General features: G+C 64.1%; 16 protein-coding genes. 3 read left to right on the top strand and 13 right to left on the bottom strand.

What is annotated here, in order from left to right:
* Nucleotides 1–2 precede the first annotated feature (2 nt).
* From AAIL66_RS14030 to AAIL66_RS14075, 10 genes are all read right to left on the bottom strand, one after another.
* Entirely contained in the window at nt 3–284 is a 282-nt protein-coding gene (locus AAIL66_RS14030; protein ID WP_034405891.1) for a DUF1289 domain-containing protein, read from the bottom strand.
* On the bottom strand, nt 281–778 hold the full coding sequence (locus AAIL66_RS14035) for a YbaK/EbsC family protein (RefSeq protein WP_003061666.1): 498 nt from the start codon (nt 776–778) through the stop codon (nt 281–283). The genes AAIL66_RS14030 and AAIL66_RS14035 overlap by 4 nt, the downstream gene beginning before the upstream one ends.
* A 46-nt stretch (nt 779–824) precedes the next feature.
* Nucleotides 825–1,367 (bottom strand): DUF2799 domain-containing protein, encoded by a 543-nt coding sequence (locus AAIL66_RS14040; RefSeq protein WP_242607093.1) that lies wholly within the window; start codon nt 1,365–1,367, stop codon nt 825–827.
* Between the two features lie 47 nt (nt 1,368–1,414).
* Nucleotides 1,415–2,323 carry a hydroxymethylglutaryl-CoA lyase gene (locus AAIL66_RS14045; protein ID WP_343496984.1) on the bottom strand — a complete coding sequence of 303 codons (909 nt, stop codon included), beginning with the start codon at nt 2,321–2,323 and terminating at the stop codon, nt 1,415–1,417.
* Nucleotides 2,324–2,490: 167 nt separating this feature from the next.
* A complete protein-coding gene (locus AAIL66_RS14050; RefSeq protein WP_343496985.1) occupies nt 2,491–3,414 on the bottom strand; it encodes a glyoxylate/hydroxypyruvate reductase A in 924 nt (307 codons plus the stop codon).
* A gap of 178 nt (nt 3,415–3,592) precedes the next feature.
* The gene (locus AAIL66_RS14055; protein WP_034391785.1) at nt 3,593–5,629 is read right to left on the bottom strand and encodes an acetyl/propionyl/methylcrotonyl-CoA carboxylase subunit alpha; all 2,037 of its coding nucleotides are present in this window, start codon (nt 5,627–5,629) and stop codon (nt 3,593–3,595) included.
* 58 nt (nt 5,630–5,687) lie between these two features.
* Nucleotides 5,688–6,440 carry a DUF4126 domain-containing protein gene (locus tag AAIL66_RS14060; protein ID WP_343496986.1) on the bottom strand — a complete coding sequence of 251 codons (753 nt, stop codon included), beginning with the start codon at nt 6,438–6,440 and terminating at the stop codon, nt 5,688–5,690.
* 61 nt (nt 6,441–6,501) lie between these two features.
* Complete coding sequence (locus AAIL66_RS14065) at nt 6,502–7,284, bottom strand: enoyl-CoA hydratase/isomerase family protein (RefSeq protein ID WP_343496987.1); 783 nt, start codon at nt 7,282–7,284, stop codon at nt 6,502–6,504.
* Nucleotides 7,281–8,219, bottom strand: a complete 939-nt coding sequence (locus AAIL66_RS14070; protein ID WP_343496988.1) for a CocE/NonD family hydrolase — start codon at nt 8,217–8,219, stop codon at nt 7,281–7,283. Before AAIL66_RS14070 ends, AAIL66_RS14065 begins: the two co-directional genes overlap by 4 nt.
* A 20-nt stretch (nt 8,220–8,239) precedes the next feature.
* Nucleotides 8,240–9,847 carry a carboxyl transferase domain-containing protein gene (locus AAIL66_RS14075; protein WP_034357113.1) on the bottom strand — a complete coding sequence of 536 codons (1,608 nt, stop codon included), beginning with the start codon at nt 9,845–9,847 and terminating at the stop codon, nt 8,240–8,242.
* Between the two features lie 97 nt (nt 9,848–9,944).
* Here AAIL66_RS14075 and AAIL66_RS14080 point away from each other — a divergent pair, with 97 nt between their 5' ends.
* The gene (locus AAIL66_RS14080; protein WP_034391778.1) at nt 9,945–11,675 is read left to right on the top strand and encodes a Na+/H+ antiporter; all 1,731 of its coding nucleotides are present in this window, start codon (nt 9,945–9,947) and stop codon (nt 11,673–11,675) included.
* A 104-nt stretch (nt 11,676–11,779) separates the two neighbouring features.
* Here the strand turns inward: AAIL66_RS14080 and AAIL66_RS14085 are convergent, their stop codons facing one another.
* Nucleotides 11,780–13,588 (bottom strand): AMP-binding protein, encoded by a 1,809-nt coding sequence (locus AAIL66_RS14085; protein ID WP_343496989.1) that lies wholly within the window; start codon nt 13,586–13,588, stop codon nt 11,780–11,782.
* 135 nt (nt 13,589–13,723) lie between these two features.
* Between AAIL66_RS14085 and AAIL66_RS14090 the strand changes: the two genes are divergently transcribed.
* Nucleotides 13,724–14,800 (top strand): AraC family transcriptional regulator, encoded by a 1,077-nt coding sequence (locus tag AAIL66_RS14090; RefSeq protein ID WP_059439714.1) that lies wholly within the window; start codon nt 13,724–13,726, stop codon nt 14,798–14,800.
* Nucleotides 14,801–14,815: 15 nt separating this feature from the next.
* Nucleotides 14,816–15,511 carry a DUF4336 domain-containing protein gene (locus tag AAIL66_RS14095; protein WP_343496990.1) on the top strand — a complete coding sequence of 232 codons (696 nt, stop codon included), beginning with the start codon at nt 14,816–14,818 and terminating at the stop codon, nt 15,509–15,511.
* Nucleotides 15,512–15,518: 7 nt separating this feature from the next.
* Here AAIL66_RS14095 and AAIL66_RS14100 read toward each other — a convergent pair whose 3' ends face one another.
* Nucleotides 15,519–16,244, bottom strand: coding sequence for an HAD family phosphatase (locus AAIL66_RS14100; protein WP_343496991.1), 726 nt, complete (start codon nt 16,242–16,244; stop codon nt 15,519–15,521).
* 101 nt (nt 16,245–16,345) lie between these two features.
* Complete coding sequence (locus AAIL66_RS14105) at nt 16,346–17,422, bottom strand: hypothetical protein (protein WP_242607092.1); 1,077 nt, start codon at nt 17,420–17,422, stop codon at nt 16,346–16,348.
* Nucleotides 17,423–17,440 lie beyond the last annotated feature (18 nt).

Here is a 17,440-nt window from a genome sequence, read left to right on the forward strand (position 1 = left end):
GATCAGATCTCGGCTTTGCGCGGGTCCTCGAGGCCGGCGCGCTGCAGCAGTTGGCCCCAGATCTGCAGACGCAGCTCGGCATCGCCCTTGGACCAGGCGCGAATCTCGTCAATGGTTCTGAAGCAGCCCTGGCAATGGCTGCGGTCCACCGTCATGCGACAGACGTTGATGCAGGGCGAAGCCACGGGCTGGTCGGCCTCTGCCCAGACCAGGGCCACCTCGGCCTTGGCGGCAAGTTGTGCCAGTTGCTGTGCCTGCTGCTCCTGAAGAAGTTCCGTGCTCATGCCTGCTCCACCACGTCCGACCAGGGGGCTGCGGTCAGCGCCTGCAGCTGCGCGGGCGATGCGGGAAACACGCCGTGAGGATGGCCTGCTGCGGCCCACACCGTCTCGAAACGCTGCAATTCGGCATCCATCAAGGTGACGACCTTGGTTGCATGAGCCACGGGGCTGACGCCGCCAATCGAGAAACCCGTGCTGGACTTGACGAAATCCGCATCGGCGCGACCGACCTTGCCCACCAGCTGCGTCACTTTCTTTTCATCGACACGCCTGTCGCCCGAGGCCACGACCAGCACGGCCGCGCCATCGCTCCTGCGCTTGAAGATGATGCTCTTGGCCACCTGCCCGACCAGAATGCTGAGCTGATCGGCGGCCTCCTGGGCGGTACGCGCCGCGCCGTCCAGCATCTGCGGCGCATGCGGATGACCGGCATCCTGCAAAAAGCGGCTGACGCGCTGCACGCCTTCCGGCAGCGCATGAAGTTCTGACCCACACATGATGTTTTCCTGAAAATCGCGCCGCCATCCGGCAACGTCACGGCCCCTACTGTGCCAGCTTGAGCCTGAGCTGCACCAGCTCCAGCTGCAAATCACGCAGGTCTTTCTGGACATAGGCGATATGTCCGGCACTGTTCTTGGCGTCACGCGCCTCGCGCAGCTCTTTTTTCTTGGCCTCGATGCGGCGCTCCAGCTCAAGCACCGACTGTCTGTCCTGATAGCGGTCGCGCGCCGGCGCATAGCCTTGCAGAAACGCCGCCTCCAGCGGTGCCGGGCAATAGCCCGGCTGAAACTTCCTGCCGGCTTCCGCATAGGCCTTGCCGCTTTCCAGGGTGCAGAAATCCTGCAGGCCGCGCAGCCAGCCCTGCTGATAGGCCCGTGCATCCATCTGCACGCCCTGGTCCTTGCAGGCCTTGAAATGCCGTCTGGCGCGGGTTGACAGGTCCAGCCTGCCGTCCATGGCATCGAGCTGGCCCAGATAGGCCCAGTCCGTGTCCCTGCACTCCTGGGCATCCATGCCGGCGCAACCGCCCAACAGGGCAGCTGCCGCCAGACACAGGGCCAGCGAAAAACGTGATCTTGCTTGCATGGCGGCGATGGTAACAACGCCCATGCCTGCCCGGGCCGAGCCGAGACTCAGCCCGCGCGCTTGGTCAGCAAGGCCTTGGCCACGCGCGACTGCGTGGGGCGGCCCAGGTGCTCGCTGATGAACTGGCCCGCATCGATCAGCTTGTCGAGGTCGATGCCGGTCTCTATACCCATGCCCTGCAGCAGATAGACCACGTCTTCGGTGGCCACATTGCCCGTGGCGCCCTTGGCATAGGGACAGCCGCCAAGGCCAGCGACCGATGACTGGAAGTTCCATACCCCCAGATCCAGCGCCGCCAGCGTGTTGCTCAGGGCCTGGCCGTAGGTATCGTGGAAATGGCCGGACACCTGGTCGATATCGAAGTGCGCCAGCGTGGCTTCCAGCGCTTTTTGCACCTTGACGGGCGTGCCCACGCCGATGGTGTCGGCCACGTCCACGCGCTGCACGCCGATGTTCTTCATCAGCCCGGCCAGATAGCCCACCTTCTCGGGCGCGATCTCGCCCTCGTAGGGGCAGCCCACGGTGCAGCTCATGGCGCCACGCACGGCAATGCCGGCCTCAAGCGCCGCCTGCACCACGGGCGCAAAGCGCTCGATGCTCTCGGCAATCGAGCAGTTGATGTTGCGCTGGCTGAAGGCCTCGCTGGCCGCACCGAACACCACGATCTCGTCGGGCTTGCCGGCCAGCGCGGCCTCGAAGCCCTTGAGATTCGGCGTGAGCACCGAATACCGCACCCCGGCTCTTCGCACTATGCCGGCCATGACCTCGGCGTTGTCCGCCATCTGCGGCACCCATTTGGGCGACACATAGCTGGTGACCTCGATCTCCTTGAGGCCTGCGTCCTGCAGGCGCTGCACCAGCTCGATCTTGACGACGGCAGGCACAGGCTGCTTTTCGTTCTGCAGGCCGTCGCGCGGGCCCACATCGATGATCTTGACGCGTGCGGGGTATTTCATTTCGTTCTCCTATCTCTTCATTACCTGAACCACTGAACAATCCCCCGTCGCAAGAGACGCCCAGCAAGGGCCTGGGCGGCCCCGCCGCCCCGCAGCGTTGGCGTCGTCCCCCTTCCGCAGAGAAAGGGGGAAGCCGCGGAGCCGCCTAGGCGCAACGGCTCAGGGGGTTAATACCCTTTTCTCAGATCGACCCGACCTGTGACGGGCTCGCCCCGGCTCATGGCTGCGACCTTGCCCACGATCTGGGCAATGCTGTCCGCCGCCAGCGTGCGGGCCGAGGTATGGGGGGTGAGGATGATTCTGGACTGCTTCCAGAACGGGTGATTCTCGGGCAGCGGCTCCTCACGGAACACATCCAGCATGGCGCCGCTGACATGGCCGGACTCGATCTGCGCAATCAGGTCGGCATCGACCACATGGCCGCCGCGCCCCACGTTGATCACATAGGCACCGGGCTGCAGCAGCGCCAACGTGCGGGCGTTGATGATGTCGCGGGTCTCGTCGTGCAGGGGCAGCAGATTGACCAGAATGCGCGTCTCGGACAGAAAGCGGTCCAGGCTGTCCATGCCGCTGAAGCATTCGACGCCCTGCAGCTCGCGCGGCGAGCGGCTCCAGCCATTGACCTTGAAATCGAACACCGTCAGCGCCCTGGCCACGCGCTCGCCCATCTTGCCCAGGCCCATCACGCCCACGGGATAGTCCACCCGCCTGGGGTTGCGCTGGTGCTGCCACAGGCCTTGCGCCATATCGGCCTCGTACTGATTGAGGCCGCGGAAGAAGCGGATCACGGCCTGGGCCACATACTCGGCCATCTGCACGGCCATGCCCGCATCTTCGAGACGGTAGACGGGCAGCGCGGCGGGAATGCGCAGCGGCAGCAAGGCATCCACGCCCGCGCCGATGTTGAACATGGCCTTCAGGCCGGCCGCCTGCTCGTCGAGGAACTGCTGGGGCGGCGCCCAGACCAGCGCATAGTCGGCCTGGGGCGCGCCCGGCTCCCAGATGGCAATCTCCGCGCCCGGCAGCGCGTCATGCAAACCTTTGAGCCAGGGCTCCGGCCGCGTATCGTCACAGCAAAATAAGACTTTCATAGATGCGAAGCCTAACGCTTTGGCATTCCTGCTGCAGACGCAGATGGCCAATGGACCGCTATCAAAAAAGAAGCTTCCCGCGCTTTACCTATCTTGATTTCATTATTGAAAGTGACTGAATTCATGGATAGTCCAGCGCAAGCCGCTCTTTTTGTTAAACAGTTCAACCCTGGCCGGATCAGGCGGCCACCTCGATGCGCAGCAGCTCGGCGCCTTCGCTGACCTGGTCGCCGGGCACATACAGCAGCTCCAGCACCACGCCATCGCCAGGGGCGGCAATCGTGTGCTCCATCTTCATGGCCTCCATCACGGCCAGCGGCTGGCCCTTGCTGACCTTGTCGCCGGCCTTGACGGTGAAGGACACCACCTTGCCGGGCATGGGCGCCGTCAGGCGCCCGCCTTCATGGCCGGTATCGCCCGCATGGGCCAGCTGATCGACCATGGTGATCTGGGTACTGCCCGCCTCGGTGAAGATGGACAGCTGGTCGCCCTGGGCATGGACCACGACTACCGTGCGCTTGCCGTCCAGGCCCAGCTCCAGCCGCCCGTCGGCCAGTGCGCGCCACTGCAGCGCGGCATCGCTGCGGCTCTCGCCCTCGCCAATGCCGAGCTGATAGGTCTGCGCCGCCTGCGTGCCGCGGCCGTAGGCCAGGCCGGCCGTGAAGTCCTCGCCGCGGTAGGCAAAGCCGAAGGAGCGCACATAGCGGCCCGACATGCGCCAGCCGTCGCGGCGGCTGAAGGGGTCTGCGCCTTGCGCGGCCTGCTCGCCCTGCAGCTGCCAGGCCATGGCAGCGGCGACGGCCAGGTCGCGGCCCACGAAATCCTTGCCGAACAAGGCCTCGCGCTCGCGCTCGATCAGCGCGGTATCGAGCAATGCATTGGAGAAAGCCTGGCTCTTCACCACCTGGCGCAGAAACTGCACATTGGTCGTCAGGCCCACGATATGGGTCTGGGCCAGCGCCGCGTCCAGACGCGCCAGCGCCTGGGCACGGTCCTCGCCATGGACGATGAGCTTGGCGATCATGGAGTCGTAGAAGGGGCTGATCGCATCGCCCTCGCGCACGCCGTCGTCCACGCGCACATCGCTGATCTCGAAGCTGCTGCACACGGGCTTGCGATAGACGGCCAGATGGCCGGTGGCGGGCAGGAAGTTATTCTCGGGGTTCTCGGCGCAGATGCGTGCCTCGATGGCATGCCCCAGGATACGAAGCTCCGACTGCGCCTTGGGCAAAGGCTGTCCTGAAGCCACCAGCAGCTGCCACCGCACCAGATCCTCTCCGGTGATGGCTTCGGTCACGGGGTGCTCCACCTGCAGCCGGGTGTTCATTTCCATGAAGTAGAACTTCATGGCTTCGGGCTGGTCGTAGCCACCGGGCTGCTCGACGATGAACTCCACCGTGCCCGCGCCCACATAGTTCACGGCCTTGGCGGCGGCCACGGCGGCCTCGCCCATCTTCTGGCGCAGCGCGGCAGTCATGCCGGGCGCCGGCGCTTCCTCAAGCACCTTCTGGTGACGGCGCTGCACCGAGCAGTCGCGCTCGAACAGATAGACGCAGTTGCCCTGTGTATCGCCAAACACCTGAATCTCGATATGGCGCGGACGCAGCACGTACTTCTCGATCAGCACGGCATCGTTGCCGAAGCTGTTGATGGCCTCGCGCTTGCAGGACTCCAGCGAAGCCGCAAAGTCCTCGCTCTTTTCCACCAGACGCATGCCCTTGCCGCCGCCGCCCGCGCTGGCCTTGATGAGCACGGGATAGCCGATGCGGTCGGCCTCTTGCTGCAGCAGTTCGGGGTTCTGGTCGTGACCGTGATAGCCGGGCACCAGCGGCACGCCGGCTTTTTCCATCAGCTGCTTGGACTCGGCCTTGAGGCCCATGGCGCGGATCGCGCTGGCGGGCGGGCCGATGAAGACCAGACCGGCCGCCGCGCAGGCATTGGCAAAGTCTTCGTTCTCGGAGAGAAAGCCATAGCCGGGGTGAATGGCTTCGGCACCCGTGGCCTGGGCGGCCTCCAGAATGCGCTCCCAGCGCAGATAGCTGTCCTTGGGGGCGCTGCCGCCGATGTGCACGGCTTCGTCGCAGGCCGCGACATGCTTGGCCCGGGCATCGGCATCCGAATACACAGCCACGGTCTTCACACCCATGCGACGGGCAGTGGCGGCTACGCGGCAGGCGATTTCACCTCTATTCGCAATCAGAATTTTCTTGAACATATCGTCTCCGGTTATCGGTCAAATCACCACTCAGCGCATATCCATCAAACGCAAGCAGCTATGTTTTTTGCAATGGATCCTGCGCCTCACCACTGCCGCGCAGGCGTCGAAAAATCGCCTTGAGAAAGCGCCAAAGCGCCCAGATCACCAGCCACATCGCAATCACCACGACCAGCAGCACGGCGGCAAACACCAGCGGATTGGTCAGCGCCAGCCAGATGGCGCCCAGCGACACCGTGTCTTCAGCCAGACTGGCTCCCACGTTGGAGAACGGTTCGGGCGAGGTGTTGATGAGGGCACGCGTCGTGGTCTTTGCCGCCTGGCTGGTCGCGGCCAGCGTTCCGCCCATCAAGGCGGCAGCCATGGCCATGGTGGTGCTGTCGGCAGCAAAGACCGAGGCCGCCAGCGCTGCCCCGGCGGGAATGCGCAGCACGCTCTGGAACAGGTCCCAGACCGAGTCGACCACGGGAATCTTGTCGGCAAAGAACTCCACGAACAGCAGACCGCCGCTGATGACCAGCACCAGGGGATGCTGCAGCACATGCAGACCGCCGGGCAGCGGCATCAGACCACTTGCCCCTAGCAGGCCCACGACAAACACCACGGCATAGAGGCGAAAGCCGCTGGCCCAGCCCAGAGCCGCGGCCAGCGCAAGCATCGAGGCCATGTCCATCTGCCCCACGGCTTGCCCGGCCCTGGCAGCCACATCTGTGACCTGGCCGGCAGCATCGCCCACGGCCCTGGCCGTTTCGGGGTCGATATGCAGGCCGATGCGGTGCAGCCAGTCGATGATGGTTTGCCAGATATCCATGGTGTTCATTCCCTATGTCTCGCCCTGACTCTAAAGCGCCCCGGACACAAGGTTTGTCATCTCATCCAGGCAGCCAGTTGGGTTTGCGCTTGTTGAGAAAAGCCTGCACGCCTTCCTTGCCTTCGCTGCTGGCGCGGATGGTGGCAATCGATTCCACGGTCGCCGCAATCAGCTGCTCGCTGATCTCGCGCTCGGCCATGTCCAGCACCAGGCGCTTGCAGGCCCGAACAGCTGCGGGGCCGGCGCTCAGCAAATGCTTGAGCCAGCCGTCGACCACGGCATCCAGCCCGTCGGCATCGACCACCTCATGCACATAACCGATGCGATGCGCCTCCTGCGCCGAAAAGCGCTCGCCCGTGAGAAAGTAGCGGTGCGCAGCCCTGGCACCCATGGCGCGGATCACATAGGGGCTGATGGTGGCGGGAATCAGGCCGATCTTGACCTCGCTGAGGCAAAAGCCCGCCGTGTCGGCCGCCACCGCCATATCGCAGCAGGCCACCAGGCCCATGCCGCCCGCATAGACATCGCCCTGCACACGCGCAATCGTGGGTTTGGGGCATTCGTAGATGACGCGCAGCATCTCGGCCAGCAAGCCCGCATCGACGCGGTTTTCGTCGCGCGAGTAATCGGCCATGCGGCGCATCCAGTTCAGGTCCGCGCCCGCGCAGAATGCGGGTCCTTCGGCGGCCAGCACCACGGCGCGCACATCGGCACGCTCGCCGACCTGAATGAAGGCGGCGGTGATCTCGGCAATCGCCGCATCGCTGAAGGCGTTGCGAATGGCGGGCTGAGCCAGCGTGATGCGGGCGATGCCGCCGTCCACGGTCAAAGTCAAAGCAGTCATGGCTTGTCTCCCAGTGAGTTAGAGCTTTGCAGTTGCGCAGCCGCCGTACCCGGCAGCTGCTGCATCAGGAATTCACGGACCTGCGGCAACCATTGCCCGATATTGGCTGCACGGTCAAAGAACTGGTGTCCCTCAGCGCCACTGGATGGAGCAAACACCAGTTTCAGGTTCTGGCCTGCGGCCAGATAGCTTTCAGCCATCTTGCGCACCAGCGGCGGGCGAAAGTAGCTATCGTTCTCGGCATAAATCCACAGCTGTGGCACACGGCTGGTGGCGGCAAAGCCGGCCACGGTCTTGAGCAGTTGTGCCTCGCCGCAAACCGCGGCTTTTTCACGCATCTGCGGCTGCGAACCGCGGCCACCGGCAAAGTTGACGACGCCGCGCAAGCCCGCGGGCTGCTGCGCCGCCAGCGCCAGCGACGCAAAGCCGCCGGCGGACTTGCCCAGCAGCAGCACATGCGAGCCATCGACATAGGGCAGCTTTTGCCCGTAAGTCATGATGGCCGCCACATCGCGCGCTGCCTCCTGGGCCGCATGGACGTAGTCGGGGTCATCGCAGCTGCCGTAGCGGTCGGCCAGAGGACCGTCCGATGCGCCATAGCCGCGGCGCAAGCCCGTCACCACCACATAGCCCAGCTCGGCCAGAGCGCGCGCCTGCGGGCCGTAGCGATCGCGCATGGTTTCGCGCGCCTCTTTGCCGCTGGGTGTGCCATGGCTGAGCACGATCAATCCCCAAGGACCCTGCCCATGAGGACGATAGACCTGACCGGCCAACTCGGCGCTGTGCGCGGGCGAATCGCCGCTTGCTGGCACCCAGACCGGAATGCGCGCATCCATGCGCTGCACCGCTGGCTCGGCAGCGCCAACCATGGGCATGGCCAGCGCAGCCGACAGCAGGACTGGCGGCAAGCAGGTGAGGAAATGGCGACGCGACATGACTGGCAGCCTCTGCCCGCTTACATGCGGAATACGCCGAAGCGTGTGTCCTCAATCGGCGCATTGCGCGCGGCAGCCAGGCCCAGCGCCAGCACGCGGCGCGTGTCGGCGGGATCGATCACGCCGTCGTCCCAGAGACGCGCCGTGGCGTAATAGGGATGGCCCTGGTCTTCATACTGCTGGCGGATGGGCGCCTTGAAGCGTTCCTCTTCTTCGGCACTCCAGTTGCCGCCCTTGGCTTCGATGCCGTCGCGCTTGACGGTGGCGAGCACGCTGGCCGCCTGCTCGCCGCCCATGACGCTGATGCGCGCGTTGGGCCACATCCAAAGGAAGCGGGGCGAATAGGCGCGGCCGCACATGCCGTAGTTGCCCGCGCCAAAGCTGCCGCCGATGATGATGGTGAACTTGGGCACCGCCGCCGTAGCCACGGCTGTGACCAGCTTGGCGCCGTGGCGGGCAATGCCTTCGTTTTCGTATTTGCGGCCCACCATAAAGCCCGTGATGTTCTGCAGGAACACCAGTGGCACCTTGCGCTGGCAGCACAACTCGATGAAGTGTGCCCCCTTGACGGCCGACTCGGAAAACAGAATGCCGTTGTTGGCGATGATGCCGACCTGCATGCCCTCGATGCGCGCAAAGCCGCAGACCAGGGTGTTGCCGAAGCGGGCCTTGAACTCGTCGAACTGGCTGCCGTCCACGATGCGGGCGATGATCTCGCGCACATCGAAGGGCTTGCGCGTATCGACGGGAATCACGCCATACAGCTCTTCGCTCTCGAACAGCGGCGCCGCTGGCGTATGGTCGGTCTGCGACTGGGGCTTGTCCTTGTTCAGGTTCGCCACCGCCTGGCGTGCCAGCGCCAGTGCATGCAGATCGTTCTCGGCCAGATGGTCGGCCACACCCGACAGGCGCGTGTGAACATCGCCGCCGCCCAGATCCTCGGCACTGACCACCTCGCCGGTGGCTGCCTTGACCAGAGGAGGGCCGCCCAGAAAGATGGTGCCCTGGTTCTTGACGATGATGGACTCGTCGCTCATGGCCGGCACATAGGCGCCGCCTGCCGTGCACGAGCCCATGACCACGGCGATCTGGGCGATGCCCTGAGCGCTCATATTGGCCTGGTTGTAGAAGATGCGGCCGAAGTGCTCGCGGTCGGGGAAGACCTCGTCCTGATTGGGCAGATTGGCACCGCCCGAGTCCACCAGATAGATGCAGGGCAGACGGTTCTGCGCGGCCACTTCCTGCGCGCGCAGATGCTTTTTCACCGTCATCGGGTAGTAGGTTCCGCCCTTCACGGTGGCGTCGTTGCAGACGATCATGCAGTCCACGCCGCTGACGCGGCCCACGCCGACAATCACGCCGGCGCCCGGCGCATCGTTGTTGTACATATTGAGCGCGGCCAGCGGCGACAGCTCCAGAAACGGCGTGCCGGGGTCCAGCAGCCGCTGCACGCGCTCGCGCGGCAGCAGCTTGCCGCGCGCCACATGCTTGGCGCGCGCGGCTTCATTGCCGCCCAGCGCGTTCTGATCGCAGCGTGCGTGCAGCTCATTGACCAGCGCCTGCATGGCGGCAGCGTTGGCCAGGAAATCTGCCGAACGCGGATTCAGTTGTGTGCCCAGAATGCTCATCGCTTGCCTCTTGTCTTGATTACTTTGCCCGATACGGGAACTTGGTTTTTTTCTTGCTCAGACACAGCGCTGCCACTGCAGTTGAAGAAAATGCCTTATGCACGCTGTTGAAACTGTTCTGCTTGTCTTGCTGCTGGGAGCGCTGACAGGCATTGTGGCCCGCTATATCCGGGCCATCCCCCTGCCTCTGATTCAAATCGCACTGGGTGCGCTGATTGCCTGGCCGCAAGCCGGCCTGCACATCGCGTTCGACCCCGAGCTGTTCCTGCTGCTCTTCATTCCGCCGCTGCTGTTCGCCGACGGCTGGCGCATCCCCAAGCGTGAATTCTTCGCACTGGCCAAACCCATTTTGCTGCTGGCCCTGGGCCTGGTTCTGTTCACCGTGCTGGGCCTGGGCTATCTCATCCACTGGATGATTCCCGAGATTCCGCTGACCGTGGCCTTTGCCCTGGCCGCCGTGATCTCGCCCACCGATGCCGTGGCCGTTTCGGCCATCACGCGCAATCTGGGCATGCCCGAGAAGACCATGCATGTGCTGGAGGGCGAGTCGCTGCTCAATGACGCATCGGGCCTTGTGGCGCTGAAGTTTGCGATTGCAGCCACGCTGACCGGCATGTTCTCCTGGGGCGAAGTCGCCAAGGAATTCACCTGGATGGCCGTCGGCGGCCTGGGTGTGGGTGCGCTGATAGGCTGGGGCTTCAGCCATGCGCGCGGCACCATCACGCGCCGCCTGGGCGATGTCGCTGCCACGCAGATGGTGCTGCTGCTGGTGCTGCTGCCTTTTGCCGCCTATATCGTGGGTGAGAAGATCGGTGTCTCCGGCATTCTGGCTGCCGTGGCCGCAGGCATTGCCACCAATTTCGCCGACCTGGAGCGCAGCAGCTATATCAGCGAACGCCTGCAGACCGAAGGCACCTGGAGCATGGTGGAGGCCGCCTTCAACGGCGCCATCTTCCTGCTGCTGGGCCTGCAGCTGCCCTCCATCATCGGCGTGCCCCTGCATCAGGCCGGCCATGACTGGTGGATTCTGGTCGGCTATGTGGCCGCGATTTCGTTTGCGCTGCTGCTGATGCGCTGGATCTGGCTGGTGCTGGGTGTGCATGGCTCGCTGCTGCGCGCCCACCGGCAGGGCAAGATGTCCGAGCGTCCCTCGCCACTGCTGAATCTGGCCACCACGCTGGCCGGCATTCGCGGCGCGGTCACGCTGGCCGGTGCGCTGTCCGTGCCCATGCTGCTGAACAACGGCCAGCCCTTCCCGGGCCGCGACATGCTGGTCTTTCTCGCCACCGGCACCATTTTGTTCACACTGGTGATCGGTGCCGTGGGCCTGCCCATCGTGCTGCGCCATCTGCCCCCGCACGAAGAGTCGCCCACCGTGCGCGAGGAGCGCCTGGCCCGTGAACAGGCCTGCATGGCGGCCATGGCCAAGCTCACGCTGAGCGAGGAAGAGATGCAGCGCCGCGACCCCGAATGGGTGGCGATGCGCCAGGAAGTCAACGGCCACCTGACCCAGGAATACCGTAACCGCATCCAGTTGCTCGACGACGGCAGCGGCGCCGCGCAAAGCATAGAGCTGCTGCGCGAAGCACCCGAAGTCGTGCGCCAGCGCAAGCTGCGCTATGTGATGGAGATCGAAACCCGCATCGAGTGCATTCATGCCGAGCGGGACTTTTACTACGCCGAAAGACAGGCCCACCGCATCAACGACGAATCGCTGCGCAGCCTGGTCAGCGAGCTGGACATGCAGGAAATCGCCATGCGCAAGCGCCTCGCTGTCGCCCGCCGTGCCGCCGGTCTGCCCATGACCAGCACGCACGCCAACCACTAAATCAGAGACGCCCAGCAAGAGCCGCCTCGCGGCACGGGCGTCGCCCCCCTTGGGGGGCACCCGGCGCAGGGAAGGTGCGAAGCAGCTCAGGGGGTAGCGCATTTTCAGGCCGTCTTGATCACGCGCAGATCCAGCAACTCGATCATCTCGTCGCGAATCTTGAACTTCTGGATCTTTCCCGTCACCGTCATCGGGAAGGCCTGGACAAAGCGGATATAGCGCGGCACCTTGTAGTGGGCAATCTGCCCCTTGCAAAAGTCGCGCACCTCTTCCTCGCCGAGCTCCTGGCCGGGCTTGACAATGACCCAGGCACACAGCTCCTCGCCATAGCGCACATCGGGCACGCCCACCACCTGCACGTCCTGCACCTTGGGGTGGCGATAGAGGAATTCCTCGATTTCACGCGGGTAGATGTTCTCGCCGCCACGGATCACCATGTCCTTGATACGACCCACGATATTCACATAGCCTTCGGCGTCCATGGTCGCCAGATCGCCGGTGTGCATCCACTGCTCGGCATCGATGGCCTCGCGGGTTCTGGCCTCGTCTTCCCAGTAGCCGTGCATGACGGAATAACCGCGCGTGCACAGCTCGCCCGACTGGCCCGGCGGCATGATCTCGCCCATGGACGGGTCCACGATCTTCACCTCCAGATGCGGCTGCACCTTGCCCACGGTGGCAACACGCTTTTCCAGGGGCGTATCGGCATCGCTCTGGCAGCTCACGGGACTGGTTTCCGTCATGCCGTAGGCGATGGTGATTTCGCTCAGGTGCATGTCGCGCACCACGCGCTTCATCACCTCAATGGGACAGGGCGAGCCGGCCATGATGCCGGTGCGCAGCGTGGACAGATCGAACTCGGCAAAGCGCGGATGGTCAAGCTCGGCGATGAACATGGTGGGCACGCCGTGCAGACCCGTGCATTTCTCGGCCTGCACTGCCTCCAGCACGGTGATGGGGTCAAAGCCATCATTGGGATAGACAATGGTCGAGCCATGGGTGAAGCAGGCCAGATTGCCCAGCACCATGCCGAAACAGTGATACAGCGGCACGGGAATGCACAGTCGGTCCTCGGGCGTGAGGCGCATGCATTCGCCAATGAAAAAGCCGTTGTTGAGGATGTTGCGGTGTGTCAGCGTCGCCCCCTTGGGGAAGCCCGTGGTGCCGCTCGTGAACTGGATATTGATGGGGTCGCGGTTGCTGAGCGTGGCCGCAATCGCATCAATGCGCTCATCTGCACTGGTTCCTTGCGCCATCAGCTGCGAAAAACGCAGCATGCCGGGCTGTTCGACGTCCAGATCCGCCGCACCTGGGCCGGCCGCACCTGAGCCGGCCGCACCTGAGCCGGCCGCACCTGAGCCGGCCGCACCTGAGCCGGCCGCACCTGAGCCGGCCGCATCAATCCACACCACGGTGCGCAAGGCCGGCAGGCGTTTGGATTGCAGCTGACCTGGCGCGCAGTTCGTCAGCTCGGGCGCCAGCTCGCGCAGCATGCCCAGATAGTCGCTGGTCTTGAAGCGCGGCATGGACACCAGCGCCTTGCAACCCACCTTGTTGAGTGCATATTCGACTTCGGCGGTGCGATAGGCAGGGTTGATATTGACCAGCACCAGGCCCACCTGAGCCGTGGCCAGCTGCATCAGCACCCACTCGGCGTTGTTATGGCTCCAGATACCCACCCGGTCACCTTTGACCAGCCCTTGCGACAGCAGCGCGCTGGCCAGCTGGCGCGCAGCCACATGCAGCTGGGCATAGCTGTAGCGCAGACCCTGATGACGGCTGACCAGCGCGTCACGCGAGCCCTGGCGCTGTGCCATTGCAGCAAAAAAATCGCCAATCGTCTGCTCGATCAGCGGCACATCCGTGCGCCCCTTGGCATAGCTGGCGGTCAGCGCGTTCACTTGCGATGGCATGGTCTTGTGTCTCCTTGCGTGCCGGCAGCCACCGGCGAACTGGCTGCGCAGCGTCCATTCAGCACCGTTTTCTGCGCCTCAGAATAAGGGCAAGCCCTGTCCAGAAGAGGTCACAAAGGTTGCAATAATTGCCAAATGCTCACCCCCTCTCTGGTCAAGACTCCACTACCGCACCATGCCAGCTCCGTGCTCAAATCGCACCCGGCAATTACCCCCATGGCGTTTGTCAAAGCCATTGTCAGCGCTTATGAAGCCAGGCAGATGTCAGCGCTAGGAGCTCTGGAAAAGGCACAAATCCCGCCAGATCTGATTAACGATGCCAACGAGCGCATCACGGCCCTGCAGATGGAGGCACTATCCGATGCAGCCATGCGCGAGCTGGACGATGAAGCCTTGGGCTGGTTCGAGCGTCGCCTGCCCTGGGGCAGCTACGGCATGCTGGCCCGCGCCAGCATCAGCGCACCGCAATTGGGCCTGGCGCTGGCGCGCTGGTGCCGACATCACGGCCTGATTGCGCAGGACATACAGCTGCAGCTCAGCGAGCAGGCCGGCATTGCCACCCTTACCCTGCATGAAAGCCGTCCACTGGGCGCCATGCGCGAGTTCTGCATGGTATCGGTGCTGCGCAATATCCACGGCTTTGCCAGCTGGTTGATCAACGAACCGATCAGCCTGCTGCATGCCAGCTTTCCGTTTGCCGAGCCCGCGCATGCCGATGTCTACAAGGTGCTTTTCGCACCGGGCAGCATCGCTTTTGATGCCCCCGTCGCCAGTCTGCAGTTTGAAGCACGCTGGCTGCAGGCACCGCTGGCGCGCGACGAGGCCGCCCTCAACCGGATGCTGCAGCGCGCCTTGCCGATCCAGGTGCGCCCCTACCAGCGCGAGAAGACTCTGGTGCAGCGCGTGCGCCATCTGCTGGCCGCCAGCGGGGAGGAGCAGCAGACGGCTGAAACGCTGTCCCGTCAGCTGCATCTGTCGCAGCGCAGCCTGCACCGCCAGCTCAAGGAAGAAGGTATTTCGCTGCAGGCCCTCAAGGACGATATCCGGCGTGAACGCGCGATTGCGCTGCTGCTGCGCACCAGCCGCCCCATCAAGCGCGTGGCCCAGGCCTGCGGCTTTCTCAACGACAAAAGCTTTATCCGCGCCTTTCGCCTCTGGACAGGGCTCTCCCCTTCGGAATTCCGCAAAACCGCCGGCCAGCGCGCCGCCTGACGCAAGGAGCTCTCCATGCCGGAATCCTCAGAAAACTGGCAGGCAATCGCTGATGGGGTATGGGCACTCAGCTATCACTTCAGCAATGCAGGGCTGAAGGTCAGCACACGCATGACGGTGATCCGGCTGGCCGACGGCAGCCTGTTCTCGCACTCTGCAGTGCCGCTGACGGGCGGGCAGAAAGCTGCGCTCGACGCCCTGGGACCGCTGCAACACATAGTCGCACCCAGCGCCATGCACCATTTGTTCGTGGGCAAACTGGCCAGGCTTTATCCACAGGCCAGGATCTATGGCACACAGGGCGTGCTGCGCAAGCGACCTGATCTGCCGCTGCTGGAGCCCTTGCCTCCGGACTCCGAAGCACCCTGGGCAGGCGAGCTGCAGTGCCTGCGGCTGGACGGCATTCCCATGCTCGACGAGACGCTGTGGCTCCACCCGGCCAGCGGCAGCCTCATCGCCACCGACGTGCTGCAATGCTGGCAGGGACCGCTAAGCCTGCCGGTACGCATGTATCTGGGCCTGACGGGCGGGCATGAGCGCCTGACCGTACCGCGCACCGTGCGCCTGCTGGTCAGGGACAGGGCCGCCGTGCGCAGCTGGGTGAAGCAGGTCGAAAGCTGGCCCGTGCAGCGCGTGATACTGCTGCACAACAGCGTGATCGACGATCAGCCGATGAAGCACCTGCGCGAGGCGCTGTCGATCTGGGACTGAGAGCGCTTCAGCGCAGGTCGTGCTCGTCGTCTTCGCCGACCGAAGCGCTGGCGGCGCTCTTGCGCACGGCGTCGAACATGGCGGGCAGATCCCCCATGTCACCGAACACGCAGGCGGCGCCGGCCTCGAGCAACTGCTCTGCCGAGGCATGGCCCTGATCGGTCGGGAAATAGCCCCAGACGGTGGCACCTGCTGCCACGCCGGCCTGCACGCCGGTCATGGTGTCCTCGATCACCAGGCACTTGGCTGGATCGGCCTTCAGTGCCTCGGCCGCAGCCAGATACACATCGGGGAAGGGCTTGCTGCGCGGCATTTCATGACCGCTGTAGACATGGCCTTCGAAATAAGGCTCCATGCCCACCTTGGCGAGCTGCATCTCCACCTTGGCACGGTCCGCACCGGAGGCGCAGGCAATGCGTCCAGCGCACAGTGTATGAATCTGCCTGACTGCTTCCAGTGCGCCGTCGATGGCTACCAGCTCGGCACTCAGCGCAGCATTGCGGCGCTCGTAGAACTCTGCCATCCAGGCATCGGTCAGCGGCTTGCCGGTATGGGCCTCGATCACGGTCGCCTGGCTGCGTACCGTTTTGCCGATGAAGTCGCGCGTGCACTGCTCCTGGCTGATGGCCCAGCCGGATTCGTTGAGCATGGTGCACAGCACGCGATTGGTGATGGATTCGCTGTCCACCAACACACCATCACAGTCGAAAAGCACAGCGTCAAAAGCAGTCATGGAAGCATTACCAGCGCATCATGGGATGCAAAAAAGGCGCCCAACGGCGCCTAGTATCAAGAAACAGAGGGCGTGATTATGCGCTCACGCCCTTTTCGAGTTCAGGGGAAGGTCACTCCGGCCAGCGGATTGATCATCCACGCGCTGTTCTTGGCGTAGATGGTGCTCGTCTTGTTGTCGGCAGTCATGATGCCGCTGAAATAGAAGAAGCCGTTGGCTGCATTGGCATTCATATTGCTCAGCTGGGTTGTGAGCGAGTCACTGCTTGCCGAGGCCTCGACCAGATACTCGATGGCGCCATTCTGTGCCGAGCTTTTCTCGAAGACATCCACATAGTTCATGTTCATCGGGTCGCTGCCCAGCCCCTGCGTGCCGCGGATGAACCAGCCGTCCGCACCCTTCTGGGCCAGGCGCGTTCTCATTTCTGCAGCATCGGCGGCCGAGGATGCGCTGCCGAGCTTGTCGACCTGATAGGTATAGGTGACGCTGTCATTGCGCTTGGCATACAGGCTGAACAGCTCGTTGTTGACGATCTGGGGACCCAGATAGCGATAGCCTTCGGCCCCCTGTCCGTTGAGCTCCGTGGCAAAGGCTTCGGCGGTCGTGGCCACGGGCGTCACCGTTCTGTAGCTGAACTGGTCGCTGCGGCTGTTGTCCTTGACATAGACGCTGCGGATGTCGCTGACATCGCTGAACACCGCATCGGACTTGTACATATAGCCGCTGCTGCCCTGTTGGTTCAGCTGTGCCAGAAAGGCGGTGCGCGATGGCTGCGCCGCAGGATTGACATAGCTGAACTTGCGGCCTGCATGCGCGGTATCCGTGAGATAGAAGTCGCCGATCTCCGCACCGGTCGAAGAGATCGAGCCCGCCAGGGAACTGAACAGCGCATAGCCGTCTGCGCCCATGCTGTTGGCGGCATCCAGCATCTGCGCATGGCTGGTGGCCGTCTGGCCGCCCATCTTGTAGGTCCCCGTGACGGCCTGATTGCCGGTGCCGCCACCAGTACCGCCACCATTGTTGCCGCCGCCGTTGTCCCCGCCTCCCGTATTGCCGCCGCCACCTTCGGAGCCGCCTCCTGAGCCTGCGCCGCTGCCTCCGTCTCCACCACCACCGCCGCCACAGGCAGCCAGAGTGGAAATCAGCAGCAAGGCTGCAGTTCTACGGGTGATTTGCATAAGAGATGGCACGGGCTT

The sequence above is a fragment of the Comamonas sp. F1-6 genome, from assembly GCF_039581415.1.
In the GTDB taxonomy this organism is placed as follows: Bacteria; Pseudomonadota; Gammaproteobacteria; order Burkholderiales; family Burkholderiaceae_C; genus Comamonas; species Comamonas thiooxydans.

Bases quoted from the DNA above. Each gene is read 5' to 3' on its own strand.
- AAIL66_RS14030 (WP_034405891.1), bottom strand. From the start codon at position 284: ATGAGCACGGAACTTCTTCAGGAGCAGCAGGCACAGCAACTGGCACAA.
- AAIL66_RS14035 (WP_003061666.1), bottom strand. From the start codon at position 778: ATGTGTGGGTCAGAACTTCATGCGCTGCCGGAAGGCGTGCAGCGCGTC.
- AAIL66_RS14040 (WP_242607093.1), bottom strand. From the start codon at position 1,367: ATGCAAGCAAGATCACGTTTTTCGCTGGCCCTGTGTCTGGCGGCAGCT.
- AAIL66_RS14045 (WP_343496984.1), bottom strand. From the start codon at position 2,323: ATGAAATACCCCGCACGCGTCAAGATCATCGATGTGGGCCCGCGCGAC.
- AAIL66_RS14050 (WP_343496985.1), bottom strand. From the start codon at position 3,414: ATGAAAGTCTTATTTTGCTGTGACGATACGCGGCCGGAGCCCTGGCTC.
- AAIL66_RS14055 (WP_034391785.1), bottom strand. From the start codon at position 5,629: ATGTTCAAGAAAATTCTGATTGCGAATAGAGGTGAAATCGCCTGCCGC.
- AAIL66_RS14060 (WP_343496986.1), bottom strand. From the start codon at position 6,440: ATGGATATCTGGCAAACCATCATCGACTGGCTGCACCGCATCGGCCTG.
- AAIL66_RS14065 (WP_343496987.1), bottom strand. From the start codon at position 7,284: ATGACTGCTTTGACTTTGACCGTGGACGGCGGCATCGCCCGCATCACG.
- AAIL66_RS14070 (WP_343496988.1), bottom strand. From the start codon at position 8,219: ATGTCGCGTCGCCATTTCCTCACCTGCTTGCCGCCAGTCCTGCTGTCG.
- AAIL66_RS14075 (WP_034357113.1), bottom strand. From the start codon at position 9,847: ATGAGCATTCTGGGCACACAACTGAATCCGCGTTCGGCAGATTTCCTG.
- AAIL66_RS14080 (WP_034391778.1), top strand. From the start codon at position 9,945: ATGCACGCTGTTGAAACTGTTCTGCTTGTCTTGCTGCTGGGAGCGCTG.
- AAIL66_RS14085 (WP_343496989.1), bottom strand. From the start codon at position 13,588: ATGCCATCGCAAGTGAACGCGCTGACCGCCAGCTATGCCAAGGGGCGC.
- AAIL66_RS14090 (WP_059439714.1), top strand. From the start codon at position 13,724: ATGCTCACCCCCTCTCTGGTCAAGACTCCACTACCGCACCATGCCAGC.
- AAIL66_RS14095 (WP_343496990.1), top strand. From the start codon at position 14,816: ATGCCGGAATCCTCAGAAAACTGGCAGGCAATCGCTGATGGGGTATGG.
- AAIL66_RS14100 (WP_343496991.1), bottom strand. From the start codon at position 16,244: ATGACTGCTTTTGACGCTGTGCTTTTCGACTGTGATGGTGTGTTGGTG.
- AAIL66_RS14105 (WP_242607092.1), bottom strand. From the start codon at position 17,422: ATGCAAATCACCCGTAGAACTGCAGCCTTGCTGCTGATTTCCACTCTG.